The sequence below is a fragment of the Streptomyces sp. NPDC008092 genome (assembly GCF_042957285.1).
Lineage (GTDB): Bacteria > Actinomycetota > Actinomycetes > Streptomycetales > Streptomycetaceae > Streptomyces.
This window is the reverse complement of record NZ_JBIBHY010000004.1, coordinates 681484-697177: the sequence shown is the minus strand read 5'-3', so window position 1 is coordinate 697177 and position 15694 is coordinate 681484. Positions and strand designations below refer to the sequence as shown.

Here is a 15694-nt window from a genome sequence, read left to right as displayed (position 1 = left end):
AGAGGGGGGTGGGCATGCGTGTGAACAGCCGCTGGGTGCTGCCGTCCCGGCCCGCCGCCCTCCTGCTGCTCCTTCTGCTCGACCTGCTCCTTCTCGACTCCGGCAGCCTCTTCACCACCGTCGCGCTCGCCGCGACCGCCGCCGTCGGATCGGCCCTCGCCGCCTGCTCGTTGCGCGCCGCGCGCTCCGCGCCCGCCGTGCCGCCCACCCGGGTCCGTACGGCGATACGCGACCGGGCCCGGCGTACGGCCTTCCTGCCGCAACGCGACCCGGACGCGAAGGGCCGCAGCCGCCCGCGAGCACCCGGACACGCCCTCCCGGCGACCACCGCGTAGAACTCCCGGTCCCTGGCTACGGGCTGCTGGCTACTGGCCACTGGCTCCTGCCCGCCGCCCGCCCGGCGACCTCGCGCGCGTCGTCATGCCGTCCCGCCTCTTCACCCACGGCACGACGAGACCCCTCGGAGGGCTCCCACCCATGTCCGCTTTCATGTCCGGCTCCGTGTCCGGCTTCATGTCCGTTTTCGCCGGCCTGGTCGAGCAACTCGCCGACCTGCTCCAGCCGTTCTTCCACGCCTCCGCGGCCGCCGCCGCGATCGTCCTGTTCACCGCGCTCGTACGACTGCTCGTGCATCCCCTGTCCCGTGCGGCCGCCCGCGGGCAGCGCGCCCGGGCCGCGCTCCAGCCCAGAGTCGCCGAGCTGCGCAAGCGGCACGGCAAGGACCAGGAGGCGTTCCAGAAGGCCGTGCTGGAGCTGCACACGGCGGAGAAGGTGTCACCGCTGTCCGGCTGCCTGCCCGGACTGCTGCAACTGCCCGCGTTCTTCGTCCTCTACCACCTCTTCTCCAACCCGACGATCGGCGGCCACGGCAACGGCCTGCTCTCCCACGAGCTGTTCGGCGCTCCGCTCGGCGGGCGGTGGAGCGATGTCCTCGCCGGTGGAGACGGTGGCGGCGGGGGGTTCGGGAGCGCCGGGCTGGTCTATCTGGCGCTGTTCGCCGTGGTCGCCGCCGTCGCCACCGCCAACTTCCTCCGGGCCAGGCGGACGGCGGCGGGGGCCGTGGCGAGCGAGGCGGACCAGCAGGTGCCCGGGGTCGGCGCGGTCACCAAGGTCGTGCCGTACCTGTCGTACTTCACGATGATCACGGTGGCCGTGGTGCCGCTGGCCGCCGCGCTGTACGTGGTGACCAGCACGACGTGGAGTGCGGTGGAGCGCGCCGTGCTGTACAGGTGAGGTCCGTGGTGCCTACGGTCCAGTACGTGAACAGGCTCTTGCCCGCTGCACGCTCATCTTGGAGGATCGACCAGTCCTCCGATGGCTGCACCCATCGGCCGGGCGACTGCTGTCAAGGGAGATGGTGACGACCATGAAGCTGCTGCGAGTCGGTACGGCGGGGGCGGAGCGGCCCGCGCTGCTCGACGCCGAGGGTGTCCTGCGGGACCTGACCGGGATCGTCGACGACATCGACGGGGCGCTGCTCGCCGACGCCGCGGCGCTCGGGCGCGTCCGCGCCGCCGCCGACGCCGGGGAACTGCCCGCGCTCGACGCGACCGGGCTGCGGATCGGGCCGCCGCTGGGGCGGATCGGGAAGGTCGTGTGCATCGGGCTCAACTACCACGACCACGCCCGCGAGACGGGGGCCGAGCCGCCGGCCGAGCCGGTCGTCTTCTTCAAGGCCGCGGACACGGTGGTGGGGCCGAACGACACCGTGCTGGTGCCGCGCCGGTCCGTGAAGACCGACTGGGAGGTCGAACTCGCCGTCGTCATCGGGCGCACGGCCCGTTACGTGGCCGACGACGAGGATCCGCTGGCCTACGTCGCCGGGTACGCGGTCGCGCACGACGTGTCCGAGCGGGAGTTCCAGATCGAGCGGGGCGGGACCTGGGACAAGGGGAAGAACTGCGAGACGTTCAACCCGCTCGGGCCGTGGCTGGTGACGGCCGACGAGGTCGGCGACCCGCAGGACCTGTCGCTGAAGCTCTGGGTGAACGGTGAGCTGAAGCAGGACGGGACCACCGCCGAGCAGATCTTCCCGGTCGCCGAAGTCGTGCGGTACGTGAGCCAGTTCATGGTGCTGTACCCCGGGGACGTCATCAACACCGGGACTCCGGCGGGGGTCGCGCTGGGGGCGCCGGAGCCGAAGCCGTTCCTGCGGGCCGGGGACGTGGTGGAGCTGGAGATCGCGGGGCTCGGCAGGCAGCGTCAGGAATTCAAGGACGCGTAGCCGCTCCGCCGGGAGAGCCGGGGAACTGCGCTCGTCGGTCGTCTGCGGGCCGGATGTGGCTGGTCGCGCAGTTCCCTCCCCCAGCCTTCGGCCGGGGGTACCCCCAGCGCCCCTGAGGGGCGCTCCAGCAAGGCGTGCTACAGCTCCAGGAACTTCTCCAGCGCCTCCACCACGAAGCGGTGGTCCTCCAGTTGGGGCAGGCCCGAGACCGTCACCGAGCCGATCACGCCGACGTTCTCCACGGCGATCGGGAAGGAGCCGCCGTGGGCCGCGTACTCGTCCGGGTCCAGGCGGGAGGACTCCTCGAACGTGGTGCCCTTGGCGCGGAAGCGGGCGCCGACCAGGTAGGACGCCGAGCCGTAGCGCTCGACCACGCGGCGCTTGCGGGTGATCCAGGCGTCGTTGTCGGGCGTCGAGCCGGGCAGGGCCGCGTGGAAGAGCTGCTGGCCGGCGCGGTGGATGTCGATGGCGACCGGGGCCTGCCGCTCCCGGGCCATCTCCACCAGCAGGGAGCCGAGGGCCCACGCGTCGTCGTACGTGAACTGCCGGAAGACCAGGTGTCGTTCCTGCTTCTCCAGCTCCTCCACCGACGGGGTGAGTTCCGGAGCGAATCGCGGGGTGATCTGCGGATGCTGCATCAGAGGGTCACCGTCACCTTGTCTCGTGCCGAACGGCGGGCTGCTTCCAGTACGTCCAGGGCGGCGGCCGCCTCCAGCGCGGTCACCGGGTTGGGGCCCTCGCCCCGCAGGGCCTTGGCCACGGCCGCGTAGTACGCGGGGTAGTCGCCGGGCAGGGTGGGGACGGCGCGGCCGCCGCCGGTGACCGGGGAGTCCCCGGCGCCGATACGACCGTACAGCGCCTCCGGTTCGCGGCCCCAGGCGTCCGTGGTGCCCGGACGCTCGCCCTTGCGCAGCGCGTCCTCCTGCGGGTCCAGGCCGTACTTGACGTAGCCGGCCTTCGAGCCCAGCACCCGGAAGCGCGGGCCGAGCTGGGCCGCGGTCGCCGAGGCGTAGAGGTGGGAGCGGACGCCGTTCGCGTGCGTGACGGCGATGAAGGTGTCGTCGTCCGTCTCGGCGCCGGCCCGGCGGATCACCGACTCGGCGTACACCTCGGTGGCGGGGCCGAAGAGGACCAGGGCCTGGTCGACGACGTGGCTGCCGAGGTCGTAGAGGAGACCTCCGATCTCTGCCGGGTCGCCGGACTCGCGCCAGCCGCCCTTGGGCTGCGGCCGCCAGCGTTCGAAACGGGACTCGAAGCGCCAGGCGTCGCCCAGCGAGCCGTCTTCGAGGAGGCCGCGCAGGGTGAGGAAGTCGTTGTCCCAGCGGCGGTTCTGGAAGACCGAGAGCAGCAGGCCGCGCTCCTCGGCGAGGGCGGCCAGCTCACGCGCCTCGGCGGCGGTGCCGGCGACCGGCTTGTCGACCACGACCGGGAGGCCGGCCTTGAGGGCGGTCGTCGCCAGCGGGACGTGCGTCCGGTTCGGGGACGCGATGACGACGAGGTCGAGTCCGTCGGCCCGGTCGAACAGCTCGTCGGGGCCGGCGACCGTCCGGACGTCCGGGAACTCGGCCTTCGCCTGCGCCTGCCGCTCGGGGTTCGAGGTGACCACCGTGTCCAGGGCGAGGCCCTCAGTGGCGGCGATCAGGGGGGCGTGGAAGACGGATCCGGCGAGGCCGTAGCCGATGAGGCCGACGCGGAGGGGAGTGGCAGCAGCTGTCATGCGTCCTACTTTCGCAACGCTGTTGCCAAAGTGCAAGTGGGAGGGAGAATGAGTGGCGTGAACAGGACGAGGAGCGGGCGGCCGGGTGTGGTCGGCGGGCGATCGGGCGGGGCCGGTGGGCGGCCGGGTGTGGTCGGGGCCAATCTGCCGGCCATGCGCAGCCACAACAGCGCGCTGGTGCTGGACCTGCTGCGCACGGCGGGGGAGGACGGCATCAGCCGGCTCGAACTGGCCGGGCGGACCGGGCTCACCCCGCAGGCGGTCAGCAAGATCACCGCCCGGCTGCGGGAGGAGGGCCTCGCCGCGGAGGCCGGGCGGCGCGCGTCCACGGGCGGCAAGCCGGCCACCGTGCTGCGGCTGGTGCCGGACGCCGGGCACGCGGTGGGGATCCAGCTCGACCGGGACGAACTGCGGGCGGTGCTCGTCGACCTCGACGGCACGGTGGTCGCCGAGCGGCAGGCGGAGGTGGACATGGGGGCCGGGGCGGAGGCGGTCCTCGGCGCGGTCGCGGAGCTGGCCGGTGAGCTGGTCGAGCGCGGCGGCGACTCGCTGCTCGGGGTCGGGGTCGGGGCGCCGGGTCCGCTCGACCACAGCCACGGGGTGCTGCACCGGGTCACCGGGTTCCCGGAGTGGGACGGCTTCCCGCTGCGGGACGCGCTCGCGGAGCGGCTCGGCGTGCCGGTCGTCGTCGACAAGGACAGCAACGCGGCGGCCCTCGGACTCGCCGTCGGCGGCGAGGGCGGGTCCTTCGCCTGCCTGCTCCTCGGTACGGGGCTGGGCGCCGGCCTGGTGATCGGCGACACCGTGCACCGGGGGGCGCGCACCGGGGCCGGGGAGTTCGGGCACCAGGTCGTCCAGCTCGACGGGCCGCCCTGCCACTGCGGCAACCGTGGCTGCATCGAGGCGCTGTGCCTGGCGGCGGTGGCCCGCGGCGACGTGGCCGAGGCGGCGCGGGTCCTCGGCGTCGGCGCCGCGAACCTGGCCGGCCTGCTCGACATCGACCTCGTGCTGCTCGGCGGCCGGACGATCGCGGCCGCGCCGGAACCCTTCGTACGGGGGGTCGCCGCCGTCCTCGACGCCCACACCCGGCGGGAGGGGAGCCTGCGCACGACCGTCCCCGTCCGCCTCGCTCCCGGCGGCGGCCGGGGGGTCGCGGAGGGCGCGGCCCAGCTGCTGCTCGCTCCGCTGTTCGGACGTGCGGACGGCTGAACGCCGCGTTCGGCCGCGGACGGGGCGTTCTGAGCGCCGGTGGCGCAGCCGGCCGAGGGACGCGGGGCTGCATCGATGTACGACTCCGCCACGTGGCCGCGACCGGCCGGCCGGTTCGGCACCGCCGGGATCCGCCGTCGTGGTCGATCGCCGTCGCGGCGGGGTGTGGGGAGCGGCGGGGCGTTTTGAGTGCCGGGGGCGCAGCCGGCCGAGGGGCGCCGGGGGTACTCCCGGCCGAAGGCGGGGGAGGAGGAACTGCGTGACCAGCCCCCACCGGCCCGCAGGTGCCCACCGGCCGTTCGGCACCGCCGGGATCCGCCGTCGTGGTCGATCGCCGTCGCGGCGGGGTGTGGGGAGCGGCGCGGTGGGGAGAGCGGCGGGGCGTTTTGAGGATGGATGGGCGGCGGGGCCGTCGAGCAGGCAGCAGCGAACCAGGCACGGAGGAGGACGGCTGCCGGGCATGGAAGGCGGCTGACCGGGCGCGGAGGACGGCCGGCCGGGCGGCGAGGGGCGGCCGATCGGGCGGAGGGGGCGGGGGCCGATCGGGCGGAAGGGGCGGCGGCCGATCGGGCCGTGAGGGGCCGCCGATCGGGCGGAGTGTGGTCGGGTGTGCGGAGTGGCATCCGGTGTCCGCGGTTCGTGTCCGGCAGGCTCACCTGTCCATGCGCATGCGACTGAGCACCCCCCTGTCCCTCTGCCTGGCCGCCGCAGCCGCCGTACTCGTCCCCGCGCCGCAGGCGACGGCCGCCCCCGCCGTCGCCGAGGCGTCCTGTGCGGGCGCCGACGCGCAGGGCTTCCCCCTCGCCACCCGCCTCCACGACGGCCCCTCGTCGTACGAGCCCGGCGGCGGCTTCGGCACCTGGTATCTCGACCTCACCAACACCACCGGCCACACCTGCGCCGGCATCCACCCGGTCGTCGTCCTCGTCGACGACAAGAAGGCCCTCAAGCCGTCCCAGACCCAGCTGGAGTTCTACGACGGCCCGCGCACCCGCCCGGTCCCGCTGACGGAGACCGACGAGTCCGAACTGGTCGGCGTCTTCGACGGGACCGGCTTCCCGGGGCTCACCGTGGCACCCGGGGCGACCGTCTCGGTCAAGGTGAGACTGGCCGTCACCTCCGACGCGGTACGGAACGGGGTCACGGCCAACGCGGCCGCCGTGCAGCGGCAGGGGTCCGACGGCGACTGGGTGGGCGAGTCGAACGACTACCGCTTCGGCATCGGCGGCGAACCACCGCCGCCGCCCGCGAGCGTCGCCCCCGCCGTCCCTCCGGCCGTCCCCTCCGGCGGCTCCTCGCAGGCCGGCCCGGAGACACCCGCGCAGACACCGGCCGGGACCGGCCCCGCCAGTCCCGGCGCCAGTCCGGGGGCCAGCCCCGGGGCCACCCCCGCCGTCCGGCCCGGGGGCAGCGCCCCGCCCCGCGCCGACGAGGCCGGGGGCGTCTGGGACCGCCGCCGGGAAGCCTGGGACAACCGAGGCGCCGGGGGCGACCGAGACACCTGGGACCCCGAAGGCCCCTGGGAGGCCGGGGAACGCGCCCGCGAACTGGCCCGCACCGGCCTCGGCCTGGCCCACGGGCTGTTCACGGCCTCCGTCGCCCTGCTCGCCGTAGGGGCAAGCGCGTTCCTGCTGGCGCGCCGGCGCCGGTGACTCCGCTCTGTCCCTCTTCTGCCCCTCTCCGGCGACGGTGGTGCCCCCGGTCCGGCCGGACCCCCGTCGTCTGCGACGATCCCTGCGTGGACTACCCGAACGACCAGGCCCCCGGCGCCCCCGTCCGCTCCGGAATCCCCGAGCACGGCCGCATCCCGAAGTACTACGCGGTGAAGGCGCAGATCGACCGGCTCGTCGACGCGCTGGGGGAGGGCGGTCTCATCCCCACCGAGCGCGACCTGTCGGAGGAGTACGGGGTCGCCCGTGAGACCGTCCGGCAGGCGCTGCGCGAACTCGTGCTGGAGGGCAAGCTGCGCCGGCAGGGCCGCGGGACGGTCGTCGCGGGGCCCAAGCTGGAGCAGCCGCTCTCCCTCGCCAGCTACACCGAAGGCGTACGGCGGCAGGGCCGTACCCCGGGCCGGAGCCTCGTCACCCTCGACCGCTTCCCCTGCCCGGCCGCCCTCGCCGCCGAGACCGGCCTGGAACGCGGCGAACCCGTCTGGCACCTGGAGCGCGTACTGCTCGCCGACGACGAGCGGGTCGGCCTGGAGAGCACGTACGTCGCCGTCGCCCGGGTCCCGCACCTCGACACCGACTTCCACCCCGACTCCTCGTTCTACGGCTACCTGCACGAGAAGGGCATCGCGTTCGGGGACGCCGACGAACGCATCGAGACCGTGCTGGCCACCCCGCGCGAGGCCCTCCTCATCGGCACCCCGCCTGCCCTTCCGATGCTGCTGATCCACCGGGTGTCGCGGGACACCGGGGGACGGCCGCTGGAGCGGGTGCGGTCGTTGTACCGGGGGGACCGGTTCTCGTTCACGACCCACCTCGGCGGCCAATAAGTATCGATTTGGAATATTTCCACTCCCGCCCTGATGTCACGAAAAGATAACGGGTCTAGCCCAAAAGTGATGACCAGTTCACGCTCTCGTTGTCAGCCGGACCTTTCCGGTTCCCCGGTCGCGAGGAGCGTTGCCGTCGTGAGAGTGACAGTCGTCGGAGCAGGCGTGGTGGGCACCATGCACGCCTGGCAGGCAGTGGAACGCGGCCACGAGGTCGTGCAGATCGAGCGCGAGGCCGAGGCCCGCGGCGCCTCGCTGCGCAACTTCGGGCAGATCTGGGTGAGCGGGCGCGCGGGCGGGGAGGAACTCGAAACCGCCCTGCGTGCAAGGGAGTTGTGGGAGGAGATCGGCAACCGGGTGCCCGCGCTCGGCTTCCGGGCCAACGGGTCGCTGACCCCGGTGCGCGGCGCGTACGAACTCGCCGTCGCCGAGGCCGCCGTGGCCCGCGGCGACGCGGCCGCCCGCGGCCACAAGCTGCTCACCCCGGCCGAGGCCCGGGCCCTGAACCCCGCCCTGCGCGGAGCCTTCGACGCGGCCCTCCACTGCGAACGGGACGCGGCCGTCGAACCCCGCACCGCCCAGCTCGCCCTCCGCGCCGAACTGCTGAAGTCCCCGAACTACACGTTCCTGCCGGGCCGGGAGGTCCGCGAGGTGACCGGCCCGGGCACGGTCCGCGACGATCACGGCGACGTCCACCACGCCGACGCCGTCGTCCTGTGCACCGGCGCCTGGCTCGGCGGCCTGGTCCGCGAGCTGGCCGGGCCCGGCCTGCCCGTGCGCCGCGTCCGCCTCCAGATGATGCAGACCGACCCGCTTGGCGAGCCCCTCCCCACCTCGGTCGCCGACGCCGACAGCTTCCGCTACTACCCGGCGTACGCCTCCGGGGCCCTGGACGAGCTCAACGCCCGGCGGCCGCAGGCGCCCACCGCACGGGAGCACCGCATGCAGCTGCTCATGGTGCAGCGCGCCGACGGCGGCCTCACCATCGGCGACACCCACGAGTACGAGCACCCCTTCGCCTTCGACACCGTCGAGGAGCCGTACGAGCACCTCACCGGCGTCGTCGAGTCCCTCCTCGGCCGGCCGCTGCCGCGCGTCCGGCGCCGCTGGGCCGGGGTGTACGCGCAGTGCACCGACACGACCCGGGTCGTGCACCGGCAGCAGGTGGCCGACGGGGTGTGGCTGGTCACCGGGCCCGGCGGGCGCGGCATGACCTGCTCGCCCGCGATAGCCGAGACAACCGCCGACGAACTGGGCTGGTGAAAGAGATGACCGACAAGGCTGTGACCGACAACATCCGTCTCGTCGTGCTGGACATGGCCGGTACGACCGTCGCCGACGGCGGGCTCGTCGAGCAGGCGTTCACGGCGGCGGCCCGCCACCTGGGCGCCGACCCCGACCGGATGATCGACCATGTCCGCGCCACCATGGGCGAGTCCAAGATCTCCGTCTTCCGGCACCTGTTCGGGGAGGAGACCAGGGCCCAGGAGGCCAACCGGGCCTTCGAGGCGGCCTACGCCGAACTCGTCGACGGGGGCAGGGCCGAGGCGCTGCCCGGCGCCCGCGAGACCATCGAGAAACTCCAGGCCGACGGCCGTACCGTCGTCCTCACCACCGGGTTCGCCCGCGCCACCCAGGACGCGATCCTCGCCGCCCTCGGCTGGCAGCACCTGGTGCCGCTCACCCTGTGCCCCGCCGACGCCGGGGGCCGCGGCCGGCCGTACCCCGACATGGTCCTCACCGCGCTGCTGCGCACGGCCGCCGCCGACGACGTCCGCCAGGTCGCCGTCGTCGGCGACACCTCCTACGACATGCTCACCGGCGTCCGCGCCGGAGCGGGCCTGGTCGCCGGGGTGCTGACCGGTGCCCACGGCGCGGACGCGCTGCGGGCGGCCGGGGCGACCCATGTGCTGGACTCGGTGGCGCAGTTGCCGGGAGTGCTCGGATGACCAGCGGCATCCGCTTCGACTCCGTCACGGTCGCCTACGACGGGAACGTCGTCCTCGACTCTCTCGACCTCACCGTCGCCCCCGGCGAGGTGATGGCCCTGCTCGGGCCGTCCGGCTCCGGCAAGACCACCGCGCTGCGGGCGGTCGCCGGGTTCGTACGGCCCGTCTCCGGGCGGGTGTTCCTCGGCGACCGGGACGTCACCGACCTGCCGCCGTACCGGCGGGGGATCGGGATGGTCGTCCAGCAGTACGCGCTGTTCCCGCACCTGCGGGTCGCCGACAACGTGGCCTTCGGGCTGCGGGCGCGCAGGACGGCCAAGGGCGAGATCCGGGAACGGGTCGCCGAGGCGCTGGAGATGACCGGGATGGCGGCGTACGCGCGCCGCTATCCGCGGGAGCTGTCCGGCGGCCAGCAGCAACGGGTGGCCATCGCACGGGCGCTGGCCATCCGGCCCGAGGTGCTGCTGCTGGACGAGCCGCTGTCGGCGCTCGACGCGCAGCTGCGGTCCGGGATGCTGGCGGAACTGGCCCGGCTGCACCGCGAGTTGCCCGACGTCTCCATCCTGTACGTCACCCACGACCAGGTCGAGGCGCTGACGCTGGCCGACCGGATCGCGGTGATGGACAGGGCGCGGCTGCGGGCGTGCGGGACGCCGACGGAGCTCTACCGGGCGCCGGCCGACGAGTTCACCGCGTCCTTCGTCGGCGGGGCGAACCTGCTGCCGGTGACGGTGGGGGCGGGGAGCGTCGACTTCGCGGGGATCGCGGTGAAGGTGGACACGGCGGGTGCCGCCACCGGGGCGCGGGCCACCCTGTGTGTGCGGCCGCATCTGGTGGGGCTCGGTGACGGGCCGAACAGGCTGGTCGGCACGGTGACCGATGTGCAGTGGCGGGGGGCCACGCATCGCCTGTACGTCGAGGTGGACGGGCATGAGGTGATGGCCGATCTACGGGAGCTGAAGGATCCGCCGGGGTTCGGGGACGACGTGGCGTTGCACTTCGCGCCGGAGGATGCGGTGTTGCTGCCGGTTGGAGTTGGCCGTGGGTGAGGTTGTTGCCCGGCTGCGGGCCGGTGGGGGCTTGTCGCGCCCACGCGGCGGCAGCCGCACATCAGATACAGCCCCGCGCCCCTTTCGGGGCGCGTTGATCCTGCCGCCAGTTGCATTGCTGGCTCTCTTCTTCCTCTATCCGCTCGCCCTCGTCGTCCAGCAGTCCCTGCACCCGGACACCGGCGGCACCTCCCTCCAGCCCTACGCCGACGTCTTCGCCTCCGAGTCGTTCCGCAACGCTCTCTGGACCACCGTCTGGATCGCCGTCTCCTCCACCCTCGGGTGCATGGTGCTCGGCTTCCTGCTCGCGCTGGTCATCGCGTTCGTCCCGTTTCCCGGAGCCAAAGCCGTCGCCCGGTTCATCGACGTCTACCTCTCCTTCCCGTCCTTCCTCATCACCCTCGCCCTGCTCTTCATCTACGGCACGACCGGGATCATCGGCTCGTTCCAGTTCCTGACCACGCCCTGGGGTGTGCTGCTCGCCGAGGTCACCTACTTCACGCCGTTCGTGATGCGGCCGCTGCTCGCGGCCTTCTCGCAGGTGGACACCGCGCAGATCGAAGCGGCGTCGAGCCTCGGGGCGCGGGCGCCCCGGATCGTCGCCCGGGTGATCCTGCCGGAGGCGCTGCCCGCGCTGGCGGCCGGCGGGAGCCTGGTGCTGGTGCTCTGCCTGAACGAGTTCGGGATCGTGCTCTTCACCGGTGCCAAGGGCGTGACCACCCTGCCGATGCTCGTCTACAGCAAGGCGATCCTGGAGTCCGACTACCCGGGCGCCTGTGTCGTCGCCGTCGTCAACGTCCTGATCTCCGTGGGTCTCTACGGCCTCTACCGGGTGGTGAGCCGTCGTGCTGGTGCATAGCCGCGGGGCCAGGTGGGCGGTGTGGGCGGTGTTCGCCGTCCTCTTCCTGCCGCTCTTCGCCCTTCCCCTCCTCGTCGTCGTCGGCGCCTCCTTCGCCACCCACTGGTCCGGCGTGCTGCCCTCGGGCATGACCGTGGCCAACTTCCGGTCCGCCACCCGGGGCGACGCCCTGCAGGCCCTCACCACCAGCCTCGTCACGGCCGTCACCGCGAGCCTCCTCGCGCTGGCCGTCGGCACCTGGGCCGCGCTCGCCGCGGCCGGGCTGAAGAAGCGGTACCGCCGGATCGTGGACGCCCTGTTCGTGCTGCCGGTCGCCGTGCCCTCGGTGGTGGTCGGCCTGTCGCTGCTGGTGGCCTTCTCCAAGCCGCCGATGCTGCTCAACGGCACCCGGTGGATCGTGATCCTCGCCCACACCGTGCTGGTGACGGCCTTCGCCCACCAGTCCGTGTCGGCCGCCATCACCCGCCTCGACCCCGCCTACGAACAGGCCGCCGCCTCCCTCGGCGCCCGTCCCGCGTACGTGCTGTGGCGGGTCCGGCTGCCGCTGCTGCTGCCCTCGCTCACCGCCGCCGCGGGGCTCTGCTTCGCCCTCTCCATGGGCGAGCTGAGCGCCACGATGATGCTCTATCCGCCCGACTGGACCCCGCTTCCGGTCCTGATCTACTCGGCCACCGACCGCGGCGCCCTGTTCGCCGGCTCCGCGCTCGCGGTGGTCCTGATGACGGCGACCCTGATCGCCCTGTTCGCCGTCTCCCGCGTCCGCAACCGCGCTTCCTACCGCTGATCCACACCCCTTACCGACGCAAGGAGTTCGCCTCGCCATGCCCAGAAACACGCTCAGGATCGCCGTAGCCGTCTCCCTCCTCGCCACCCCGCTGCTCTCCGCCTGCGGCGGTTCCTCGGCCGCCGCCGACGAGAAGTCCGTCACCGTCTACAGCGCCGACGGTCTCAAGGGCGAGAACAACGACGGCTGGTACGACAAGGTCTTCGCCGACTTCACCAAGCAGACCGGCATCAAGGTCAAGTACGTCGAGGGCGGCTCCGGCGAGGTGGTGCAGCGCGCCCTGCGGGAGAAGAGCAACCCGCAGGCGGACGTGCTGGTCACGCTCCCGCCGTTCATCCAGCAGGCCGACAGCAAGGGGCTGCTGCAGAAGTACCGGCCCGCCGGTTCCGCGCAGGTCGGCGCCGCCGACAAGGGCACCGACGGCACCTGGACCTCCGTCGTCAACAACTACTTCGGCTTCGTCTACAACAAGAAGGAGCTGAAGCAGGCCCCCACGACCTGGGAGCAGCTGCTCGACGGCTCGTACAAGAACAAGCTCCAGTACTCCACGCCCGGGGTCGCCGGTGACGGAACCGCCGTGCTGATCAAGGCGATCCACGACTTCGGCGGTGAGAAGCAGGCGCTGGAGTACCTCGGCAAGCTCCAGGCCAACAACGTCGGCCCGTCCGCCTCCACCGGCAAGCTCGCCCCCAAGGTCGACAAGGGCGAACTGCTGGTCGCCAACGGCGACGTCCAGATGAACTACGCCCAGGCCAAGACCATGCCCAACCTCGGCATCTGGTTCCCGGCGGCCCAGGGCGGCAAGCCCACCACCTTCGCGCTGCCCTACGCGGCCGGCCTGCTCACCGGCGCCCCGCACACCGAGAACGGCAGGAAGCTTCTTGACTTCATGCTCGCCGAGAAGCAGCAGGAGGAGGTCAGCTCGATCGGCGGCGGCTTCACCGCCCGCACCGACGTCAAGGCCACCGACGCCAACGCGGCCGCGCTGACCGAGCTCATGGACGGCGTCGACGTGTTCACGCCGGACTGGAACGACATCGACAAGAACCTGACGTCGTACGTGGACGCCTGGAAGTCGGCGACCGGCAGCTGAACAGGGCGTTCCCGGGGGAATCGGTGTGTGTCTAGGCTGGGGGCGCCGGTACGTCGTGGTTCCGGCGCCCCCAGCTCACGTACGCCGTCCGCACGCCAGGAGACGCACCACATGGCAGAGCGCAAGCCCATCGAGTCGTGGCTCACCGACATGGACGGGGTCCTCATCCACGAGGGCGTCCCGATCCCCGGAGCGGACGCCTTCCTGAAGAAGCTGCGGGAGTCCGGGAGGCCCTTCCTGGTGCTCACCAACAACTCCATCTACACCGCCCGTGACCTGCACGCACGGCTGCGCCGGATGGGGCTCGACGTGCCGGTGGAGAACATCTGGACCTCGGCGCTGGCCACCGCCCAGTTCCTGGACGACCAGCGGCCCGGCGGCAGCGCCTACGTCATCGGCGAGGCCGGCCTGACCACCGCCCTGCACGACATCGGGTACATCCTCACCGACCACGAGCCCGACTTCGTCATCCTCGGCGAGACCCGCACCTACTCCTTCGAGGCGCTGACCAAGGCCGTGCGGCTGATCAACGACGGCGCCCGGTTCATCGCCACCAACCCCGACAACGTCGGCCCGTCCGTGGAGGGCGACCTGCCCGCCACCGGCTCGGTCGCCGCGCTGATCACCGCCGCGACCGGCAAGAAGCCGTACTTCGTCGGCAAGCCCAACCCGCTGATGATGCGGGCCGGCCTCAACGCGCTCGGCGCCCACTCGGAGTCCTCCGCGATGATCGGCGACCGGATGGACACCGACGTCCTCGCGGGCCTGGAGGCGGGGATGCGCACCTTCCTGGTGCTGTCCGGCGTCACCCAGCCGGACGACGTCGACCGCTATCCCTTCCGGCCCTCCGAGACCGTGGACTCGATCGCGGACCTCGTCGACCGGATCTGAACCGGCTCCGGCCCGCCGGCACCAAACCTGCCACCACCCGTACGGAGCAACAGGGCGCCCCCCGAGGATGCGGGGGCGCCCGGTGCGGGGGAGCCTCCAGATATCTGGAGGTTCACGATGGGCTCAATTCCCCTCACTCTCTGTACCGGACTCCTGGTCTGCGCCGCCGGCCTCGCCCCGGCGGCCGCCCTCGCGGCGGACGACCGGGGCGTGACCGTGACCCCCGCTTCCCCGCCCGCCGGATCCATGGTGGCGCTGCGGGTGAGCGGCTGCTCCGGTACGACCGGCACCGCGGTCTCGACGGCCTTCGTCTCGGACGCCCGCCTCGGCGGCACCGGCGGCGACCTGACCGGCCAGGCCCAGGTCCGCTCCACGGCCGGCGCCGGGACCTACACCGTGCAGGTCAGCTGCGGCGGCTCCGCCGTCACCGGCAGCGTCACCGTCGTACGGGAGTCCTCGTCGCAGCAGGACGTGCCCGGCGTGCTGCCCGCCTCGCCGTTCGCGCCCGTGCACGCGGGCGGCGGCGGCACCGCTCCGCTCGCCGCGGTGGACGCCCGCTCGGCCGGACCCGACACCGCGCAGGCGGTCACCGGCCTGCTCCTCGCCGCTTCCGCCGCGGTCGCCGTCGGACTGCTGCGCGCCCGCCGCCGCCACGGTTCGCGCTGAGGACAGGAGCACGATGTCCGACGACACCGAACGTTCCCCCGGCACCGGACGGCTGCTGACCGGGGTGGCCTGGGCGGTCCTGCTGCTCGGGCTGTGGCTGTGGGGCCGCGGGGTGACCGAGATACCCGACGGCATGACGGGGCCCACCACGGGTGACGTGGCCGCCGTCGGCCGCCCGCCGTCGGATCCCGAACTCCCGCCCGCCGCCAAGCCGTTGACCTCGGCCGTGCCCGAGCGCGTCGACATACCGGACCTGGGCGTGCAGGCCCCCGTGGTCGCCCGCGGCCTCGACGGGGACGGCGGGGTCGACCCGCCCCCCCTCGACCAGCCCGGCGTGGTCGGCTGGTACGGCTCCGGGACCGACCCCGGCGCGGCCGGCACCGCGGTCCTGGTCGGGCACGTCGACACCGAGACCCGGCCCGCCGTCTTCTACAAGATCAGCGCGATGCGCCCCGGCGAGACGATCCGCGTGGTCCGCGCCGACGGCACGGTCGCCGAGTTCACCGTCGACGACGTCCGGGTCCTGCCCCGCGACCACTTCGACGCCCAACAGGCCTACGGCACCCGAGAGTCGGGCCGCGCCGAACTCCGCCTGATCACCTGCGGCGGCACCTTCGACCGGGCCACCGACAGCTACACGGCGAACGTGGTCGTCTCGGCGTACCTCACCGGGACCGCCGTATAGCCGTGGCGGCGCACCCACCTGTCGCCCGGTCGACGGCCCGCTCCCCTGAGACCGCCGACCGGGCCGGTCCT

17 protein-coding genes are annotated in these 15694 nt (G+C 73.1%); 15 read left to right on the top strand and 2 right to left on the bottom strand.

Features of this window, described 5'->3' with window-relative positions; all coding sequences use genetic code 11:
• Positions 1–14 precede the first annotated feature (14 nt).
• The 3 genes from ACFZB3_RS16090 to ACFZB3_RS16080 all read left to right on the top strand — a co-directional run bounded on the left by ACFZB3_RS16090 (position 15) and on the right by ACFZB3_RS16080 (position 2224).
• Entirely contained in the window at positions 15–335 is a 321-nt protein-coding gene (locus ACFZB3_RS16090; RefSeq protein WP_391375574.1) for a DUF6412 domain-containing protein, read from the top strand.
• A 178-nt stretch (positions 336–513) separates the two neighbouring features.
• Positions 514–1233 (top strand): membrane protein insertase YidC, encoded by a 720-nt coding sequence (locus ACFZB3_RS16085; protein ID WP_391375832.1) that lies wholly within the window; start codon positions 514–516, stop codon positions 1231–1233.
• A gap of 133 nt (positions 1234–1366) precedes the next feature.
• On the top strand, positions 1367–2224 hold the full coding sequence (locus tag ACFZB3_RS16080; protein WP_391375571.1) for a fumarylacetoacetate hydrolase family protein: 858 nt from the start codon (positions 1367–1369) through the stop codon (positions 2222–2224).
• Positions 2225–2361: 137 nt separating this feature from the next.
• On the opposite strand, the gene ACFZB3_RS16075 is transcribed toward ACFZB3_RS16080, so the two are convergent.
• Together ACFZB3_RS16075 and ACFZB3_RS16070 are read right to left on the bottom strand one after the other, a co-directional pair.
• Complete coding sequence (locus ACFZB3_RS16075; protein WP_391375568.1) at positions 2362–2862, bottom strand: heme-degrading domain-containing protein; 501 nt, start codon at positions 2860–2862, stop codon at positions 2362–2364.
• A complete protein-coding gene (locus tag ACFZB3_RS16070) occupies positions 2862–3941 on the bottom strand; it encodes a Gfo/Idh/MocA family oxidoreductase (RefSeq protein ID WP_391375565.1) in 1080 nt (359 codons plus the stop codon). The genes ACFZB3_RS16075 and ACFZB3_RS16070 overlap by 1 nt, the downstream gene beginning before the upstream one ends.
• A gap of 48 nt (positions 3942–3989) precedes the next feature.
• Here ACFZB3_RS16070 and ACFZB3_RS16065 point away from each other — a divergent pair, with 48 nt between their 5' ends.
• From ACFZB3_RS16065 to ACFZB3_RS16010, 12 genes are all read left to right on the top strand, one after another.
• Positions 3990–5150, top strand: a complete 1161-nt coding sequence (locus ACFZB3_RS16065; protein ID WP_391375562.1) for an ROK family protein — start codon at positions 3990–3992, stop codon at positions 5148–5150.
• 662 nt (positions 5151–5812) lie between these two features.
• Positions 5813–6802 carry a hypothetical protein gene (locus ACFZB3_RS16060; protein WP_391375559.1) on the top strand — a complete coding sequence of 330 codons (990 nt, stop codon included), beginning with the start codon at positions 5813–5815 and terminating at the stop codon, positions 6800–6802.
• Between the two features lie 86 nt (positions 6803–6888).
• Positions 6889–7647 (top strand): UTRA domain-containing protein, encoded by a 759-nt coding sequence (locus tag ACFZB3_RS16055; protein WP_391375556.1) that lies wholly within the window; start codon positions 6889–6891, stop codon positions 7645–7647.
• 138 nt (positions 7648–7785) lie between these two features.
• The gene (locus tag ACFZB3_RS16050; protein WP_391375553.1) at positions 7786–8910 is read left to right on the top strand and encodes a TIGR03364 family FAD-dependent oxidoreductase; all 1125 of its coding nucleotides are present in this window, start codon (positions 7786–7788) and stop codon (positions 8908–8910) included.
• Between the two features lie 5 nt (positions 8911–8915).
• A complete protein-coding gene (locus ACFZB3_RS16045) occupies positions 8916–9596 on the top strand; it encodes a phosphonatase-like hydrolase (RefSeq protein WP_391375550.1) in 681 nt (226 codons plus the stop codon).
• Positions 9593–10645, top strand: a complete 1053-nt coding sequence (locus tag ACFZB3_RS16040) for an ATP-binding cassette domain-containing protein (RefSeq protein WP_391375547.1) — start codon at positions 9593–9595, stop codon at positions 10643–10645. Before ACFZB3_RS16045 ends, ACFZB3_RS16040 begins: the two co-directional genes overlap by 4 nt.
• Positions 10608–11504: a 2-aminoethylphosphonate ABC transporter permease subunit gene (locus ACFZB3_RS16035; RefSeq protein WP_391375545.1), complete on the top strand. Its 897-nt coding sequence runs from the start codon at positions 10608–10610 to the stop codon at positions 11502–11504. Before ACFZB3_RS16040 ends, ACFZB3_RS16035 begins: the two co-directional genes overlap by 38 nt.
• Positions 11491–12288 (top strand): ABC transporter permease subunit, encoded by a 798-nt coding sequence (locus ACFZB3_RS16030; protein ID WP_391375542.1) that lies wholly within the window; start codon positions 11491–11493, stop codon positions 12286–12288. Before ACFZB3_RS16035 ends, ACFZB3_RS16030 begins: the two co-directional genes overlap by 14 nt.
• A 37-nt stretch (positions 12289–12325) precedes the next feature.
• Positions 12326–13381, top strand: a complete 1056-nt coding sequence (locus ACFZB3_RS16025) for a 2-aminoethylphosphonate ABC transporter substrate-binding protein (protein ID WP_391375539.1) — start codon at positions 12326–12328, stop codon at positions 13379–13381.
• 111 nt (positions 13382–13492) lie between these two features.
• Entirely contained in the window at positions 13493–14272 is a 780-nt protein-coding gene (locus ACFZB3_RS16020) for an HAD-IIA family hydrolase (protein WP_391375536.1), read from the top strand.
• A gap of 117 nt (positions 14273–14389) precedes the next feature.
• Positions 14390–14938: a hypothetical protein gene (locus tag ACFZB3_RS16015; protein WP_391375533.1), complete on the top strand. Its 549-nt coding sequence runs from the start codon at positions 14390–14392 to the stop codon at positions 14936–14938.
• Between the two features lie 13 nt (positions 14939–14951).
• The gene (locus ACFZB3_RS16010) at positions 14952–15623 is read left to right on the top strand and encodes a class F sortase (RefSeq protein ID WP_391375530.1); all 672 of its coding nucleotides are present in this window, start codon (positions 14952–14954) and stop codon (positions 15621–15623) included.
• Positions 15624–15694 lie beyond the last annotated feature (71 nt).

What these genes read in the sequence shown, in the direction of transcription:
- ACFZB3_RS16075 (WP_391375568.1), bottom strand. Translation starts at nt 2,862, where the DNA reads ATGCAGCATCCGCAGATCACCCCGCGATTCGCTCCGGAACTCACCCCG.
- ACFZB3_RS16025 (WP_391375539.1), top strand. Translation starts at nt 12,326, where the DNA reads ATGCCCAGAAACACGCTCAGGATCGCCGTAGCCGTCTCCCTCCTCGCC.
- ACFZB3_RS16070 (WP_391375565.1), bottom strand. Translation starts at nt 3,941, where the DNA reads ATGACAGCTGCTGCCACTCCCCTCCGCGTCGGCCTCATCGGCTACGGC.
- ACFZB3_RS16010 (WP_391375530.1), top strand. Translation starts at nt 14,952, where the DNA reads ATGTCCGACGACACCGAACGTTCCCCCGGCACCGGACGGCTGCTGACC.
- ACFZB3_RS16090 (WP_391375574.1), top strand. Translation starts at nt 15, where the DNA reads ATGCGTGTGAACAGCCGCTGGGTGCTGCCGTCCCGGCCCGCCGCCCTC.
- ACFZB3_RS16045 (WP_391375550.1), top strand. Translation starts at nt 8,916, where the DNA reads ATGACCGACAAGGCTGTGACCGACAACATCCGTCTCGTCGTGCTGGAC.
- ACFZB3_RS16035 (WP_391375545.1), top strand. Translation starts at nt 10,608, where the DNA reads ATGCGGTGTTGCTGCCGGTTGGAGTTGGCCGTGGGTGAGGTTGTTGCC.
- ACFZB3_RS16020 (WP_391375536.1), top strand. Translation starts at nt 13,493, where the DNA reads ATGGCAGAGCGCAAGCCCATCGAGTCGTGGCTCACCGACATGGACGGG.
- ACFZB3_RS16085 (WP_391375832.1), top strand. Translation starts at nt 514, where the DNA reads ATGTCCGTTTTCGCCGGCCTGGTCGAGCAACTCGCCGACCTGCTCCAG.
- ACFZB3_RS16060 (WP_391375559.1), top strand. Translation starts at nt 5,813, where the DNA reads ATGCGCATGCGACTGAGCACCCCCCTGTCCCTCTGCCTGGCCGCCGCA.
- ACFZB3_RS16080 (WP_391375571.1), top strand. Translation starts at nt 1,367, where the DNA reads ATGAAGCTGCTGCGAGTCGGTACGGCGGGGGCGGAGCGGCCCGCGCTG.
- ACFZB3_RS16065 (WP_391375562.1), top strand. Translation starts at nt 3,990, where the DNA reads ATGAGTGGCGTGAACAGGACGAGGAGCGGGCGGCCGGGTGTGGTCGGC.
- ACFZB3_RS16015 (WP_391375533.1), top strand. Translation starts at nt 14,390, where the DNA reads ATGGGCTCAATTCCCCTCACTCTCTGTACCGGACTCCTGGTCTGCGCC.
- ACFZB3_RS16040 (WP_391375547.1), top strand. Translation starts at nt 9,593, where the DNA reads ATGACCAGCGGCATCCGCTTCGACTCCGTCACGGTCGCCTACGACGGG.